The following is a 4,395-nucleotide window of genomic DNA, read 5'->3' on the forward strand; positions in this document are numbered from 1 at the left end:
TGTTGAGCACCGCGTTGAAATCGGGGCCGCGCGGCGGCTTGCCGAATTCGCTGATGTCGGCGCCCGCGATGAAGGTCGCGCCGGCGCAGCGCAGCACGATCGCCTTGACGCTGTCATCGGCGAGCGCGGCGCCGAACTGATCCTCGAGCCCCTGCCGGACGTGCCAGCTCAGCGCGTTGACGGGCGGATTGTTGACGATGATGACGGCGACGTCGCCGTCCTTTTCCATCGTGACGCTAACGGGGGTGTCTTCGGACATGGGAGAACTCCTTGGTCTGGATGTCAGTCGTCGATGGCGGCGTGGACAAGCGTCTTGACCTCGCGCCGCACGGGATAGGTGGAGGAGGGCATGAGCTGGGTCATGAACACCATGCAGATTTCTTCGACCGGATCGACGAAGAAGCCGGTCGAGAACATGCCGCCCCAGTAGAAATCGCCCGCCGAGCCGGGAATGCCCGCGCGCGCGGGGTCGAGCGTGACCGCGAAGCCGAGCCCGAATCCGACCCCGGCATTCTCGTCCTCGCTGAAGATACCGACGCTGTGCTGCGTGAGGTCGCCGCCGCCGGGAAGGTGGTTCGAGGTCATCAGATCGAGCGTCTTGCGGCTGACGATACGCGTATCGCCGAGCTTGCCGCCGCCGAGCAGCATCAGGCAGAAGCGGTGATAATCGTCGAGCGTCGAGGCGAGCCCGCCGCCGCCCGAATGGAAACTGCGATCCTTCGCCCAGCGGCTGCGCGCGCCTTCGTCGAAGCCCTGCATCCTGTCCTTGGGGTGGAAGGCATAGGCGTCGGTCAGCCGGTGCTGCTGCCCGGCGGGCACCTTGAAGCCTGTATCGACCATGCCGAGCGGGCCGAAGATGCGCTCCTGCAACACCTGCGCGAAGGGTTTGCCCTCGATGCGTTCGATCACCGCGCCGAGCACGTCGGTCGCCATCGAATAATTCCAGTGCGCGCCGGGGTCGAACTGCAGCGGGATCTTCGCGAGGTCGGCGATGAAGCTGTCCATCGTGTAATCGGCGTCGAAATCGTCGATCCGCGCCTTGCGGTACGCCGCGTCGACCGGCGTGCGCTCCTGAAAGCCATAGGTGAGGCCGGCGGTATGCCGCAGCAGATCGACCATGCGGATCGGCTGCGTCGGCGGGCGGGTCAGGAAGGGGACGTTGCCGCCCCCCGCGACGAACACGCCAGTATCCCCGAACTCGGGGCAAAATTTGACGAGCGGATCGGACAGCGCGACCTTGCCTTCCTCGACAAGCATCATGAAGGCGATGCTGGTGACCGGCTTGGTCATGCTAGCGATGCGGAAGATCGCATCGTCCTTCAGCGCCTCGCCGGGCCGGCTCTCGCCGATGCACGAGCGATGCGCGATCTCGCCGCGCCGCGACACCAGGGTCGCGGCGTGCGGCAGGCGGCCGGTGTCGACATATTTGGCGGCGAGGAAGGCCGGGATGCGGTCAAGGCGCTTGGTATCGAACCCGTGGCTCACGAAATGCGAACTCCTTCAAGGATGGCGGCGGCCTCGGCGAGCAGCGCCGGGTCGATGGTCATGTCGGCCGCCCTGGCGGTTTCGCGCAGCTGCTCGGGACGGCTCGCGCCGACGATCGCGCTCGTGATGCCCGGCTGCGCGAGCACCCAGGCGATCGCGAGCTGCGCCAGCGAGCATCCCGCCTTGTCGGCGACCGACTTCAGGCTCTGCACCGCTTCGAGTACCGGATCGGTCAGGAATTGCTGCATGAAATGCGCGTCGTCGCCCGTGGCGCGGCTCCCCGCGGGCAGCGCGGCGCCGGGCAGATATTTGCCGCTGAGCACGCCCTGCGCGAGCGGCGACCAGACGATCTGGCCGATGCCGTTCGCGATGCTGACCGGGATCACTTTCGCTTCGGCGCGGCGATAGAGCAGGCTGTATTGCGGCTGGCTCGACACGAATTTGACCGCTGGTGGGGCAAGCGCGAGTGCCGCCTCGATCTGCTCGGGCGACCATTCGGAAAAGCCGATCGCGCGAGCCTTGCCGCTGCGCACGACTTCGGAGAGTGCTTCCATCGTTTCTTCGAGCGGCGTTTCCGCGTCGTAACGATGGCATTGATAGAGGTCGACATAGTCGGTCTTGAGCCGCGTCAGGCTCGCATCGATCTGTTTGGCGACCTGTGCCGCCGACAGGCCGCGATCGCTCTCGGTCATCGGGAAGAAAAGCTTGGTCGCGAGCACATAGGAATCGCGCGCGCGGTCCTTGAGCACTTCGCCGAGAAAAGACTCGGCCGCGCCGCGGCCATAGATGTTCGCGGTGTCGATGAAGTTGATACCGGCATCGAACGCCGCATCGACGCACGCGCGCCCTGCGCTGTCATCCACCCCCGCGCCATAGGTCAACCAGCTGCCGAGGCAGATGGTCGAAACGCTGATGCCGCTGTCGCCTAGGTCACGATATTGCATGGGCTTGCTCCGTCAGTGCGAGGTCTGGCCCAGCAGCTGACGCGTCACCGGATGCGAACTGGTGAGCCCGCCATCGACCGCGATTGCCTGACCATTGACGTAACTTGCCTGGTCGCTTGCGAGGAAAAGCGCAACATTGGCGAGCTCCTCGGGCTGCGCGGCGCGGCGCAAGGGATTGAGCTGGCCAAGCTTGTGCGTGACTTCCTTCGCGCGTGCATAGTCGAATGTCGGCTTGGTCATCCCCGTTTCGGTGAGGCCGGGGCAGACGGCATTGACGCGCACGCCGCTCGTCGACAGCTGCTGCGCCGCGACTTTCGCAAGATTGATCACCCCCGCCTTCGACGCCGAATAGGCGCCCGGACCCGCGCCCGAATTGATCCCCGCGACGCTCGCGGTCAGGACGATCGCGCCGCCGCGGCCCTGATCGACCATCGCCTTGCCGGCATGTTTCACCATCAGCGCGGGACCGATCAGGTTGACGCGCAAGGTCTCGGCCCAAGCGGCGGGGTCGAAATCGAAGATGCCGCCCATGTCGCCGATGATTCCGGCGTTGGCGAACGCGACGTCGAGCCCGCCGAAATTCTCCTTCGCCGCCGCAACGAGCGACGCGACATCGGCCTCGACGCCCGCATCGATTTCGAGCGCAACGGCTTCGCCGCCCGCATCCTTCACCATCTGTGCGGTCTCGTGCACCGCGGCCGTCTTGTCGCCGATGACGAGCTTCGCCCCCTCGGCGGCGAAGCGCAACGCGCTCGCGCGGCCGATACCCGAACCGGCGCCGGTGATGATCGCGATCTTGCCGTCCAGTGCACCCATCATGCGCCTCCCGAAATCGTGGCTCCGCCATCGCAGACGATGGTCTGGCCGGTGGTGAATGCTCCCGCCCTGCTGGCTAGGAAGACCGCGGCGCCCGCGATCTCGTGCGGCTCGCCGATGCGCTTCAGCGTCGAGGCGGCGGTCGATCGTTTGAGGTTTTCCTCATTTTCCCACAGGGCGCGCGCCATGTCGGTGCGCACCAGCCCCGGCGCGATGCAGTTGACGCGCACGCCGCGCGGTCCGAATTCGACCGAGAAATTGCGCGCGACCTGCATGTCGGCGGCTTTCGAGATCCCGTAGGCGCCGATGATCGGCGATCCTTTCAGCCCGCCGATCGAACTGATGATGATGATCGACCCTTCGCCGCGCTCGAGCATCTCGGGCGCGACCATGCTGATCAACCAGTGATTGGACAGGATATTATTGTCCATGATCTTGCGGAACTGGTCGTCGCTGATCCCGAGCCCGGGGCCGTAATAGGGGTTCGACGCGGCGTTGCAGACGAGCGTGGTGATCTTGCCGAAGACGCGGCGCGTCTCGGCAACGAGTATCTCGAGCTCTTCCTTCGACGAGATGTTGGCACGCACAGGAAGCGCGGTGCCTTCGCCGAAGCGCGCGTTGATCTCGGCGGCGGTTTCCTCGCACGCGTCGGCCTTGCGGCTCGAAATCACGACCTTGGCGCCCTGTTCGGCCATCGCTTCGGCCGTCGCCTTGCCGATGCCGCGCGACGATCCGGTGATCAGTGCCACCTGGCCACCCATGTCGAACAGACTCATGCGCCGGCCTTCCGTGCAAAATCCCACGCTTTCTGGGCAAGCGGCAGGACGCGTTCGGACATCGCTTTCGCATGCGCGGAGGAAGCGGTGCCGTCGATGACGCGCTTCTTGATTCCCTGCATGATCCCCGCGAGGCGGAAGAAATTATAGGCGAAATACCAGTTCATGTCGGGCACGCCGTCGCGGCCGGTCGCCGCGCAATAGCGTTCGACGACCTCGTCGAGTTCGGGAATGCCGAGTTGCTTGCGGTCGAGGTCCATCACCCCCGAACGCCCGCCATTTTCGGTGACCCACGCCATCGCGACATAGGTGAAATCGGCGAGCGGATCGCCCAATGTCGACAGCTCCCAGTCGAGCACCGCGAGCACTTCGGG

At 65.5% G+C, this 4,395-nt stretch carries 6 protein-coding genes; all 6 read right to left on the reverse strand.

From position 1 onward, the window contains the following. The coding region (locus tag JHC57_RS21325; protein WP_294032588.1) for an enoyl-CoA hydratase/isomerase family protein at positions 1-259 on the reverse strand (259 nt) is incomplete at its 3' end. A 23-nt stretch (positions 260-282) separates the two neighbouring features. After that, positions 283-1,485 (reverse strand): serine hydrolase, encoded by a 1,203-nt coding sequence (locus JHC57_RS21330; protein ID WP_294032589.1) that lies wholly within the window; start codon positions 1,483-1,485, stop codon positions 283-285. Beyond that, positions 1,482-2,429 carry an aldo/keto reductase family protein gene (locus JHC57_RS21335; protein ID WP_294032590.1) on the reverse strand — a complete coding sequence of 316 codons (948 nt, stop codon included), beginning with the start codon at positions 2,427-2,429 and terminating at the stop codon, positions 1,482-1,484. Before JHC57_RS21335 ends, JHC57_RS21330 begins: the two co-directional genes overlap by 4 nt. A 12-nt stretch (positions 2,430-2,441) precedes the next feature. Next, the gene (locus JHC57_RS21340) at positions 2,442-3,245 is read right to left on the reverse strand and encodes an SDR family NAD(P)-dependent oxidoreductase (RefSeq protein WP_294032593.1); all 804 of its coding nucleotides are present in this window, start codon (positions 3,243-3,245) and stop codon (positions 2,442-2,444) included. After that, on the reverse strand, positions 3,245-4,021 hold the full coding sequence (locus JHC57_RS21345) for a glucose 1-dehydrogenase (RefSeq protein ID WP_294032591.1): 777 nt from the start codon (positions 4,019-4,021) through the stop codon (positions 3,245-3,247). Before JHC57_RS21345 ends, JHC57_RS21340 begins: the two co-directional genes overlap by 1 nt. Next, on the reverse strand, positions 4,018-4,395 hold a 378-nt coding region (locus tag JHC57_RS21350; protein WP_294032592.1), incomplete at its 5' end, for a phosphotransferase. The genes JHC57_RS21345 and JHC57_RS21350, both read right to left, overlap by 4 nt.

Origin of the sequence: Sphingopyxis sp., assembly GCF_016463645.1 — a bacterium.
Lineage (GTDB): Bacteria > Pseudomonadota > Alphaproteobacteria > Sphingomonadales > Sphingomonadaceae > Sphingopyxis.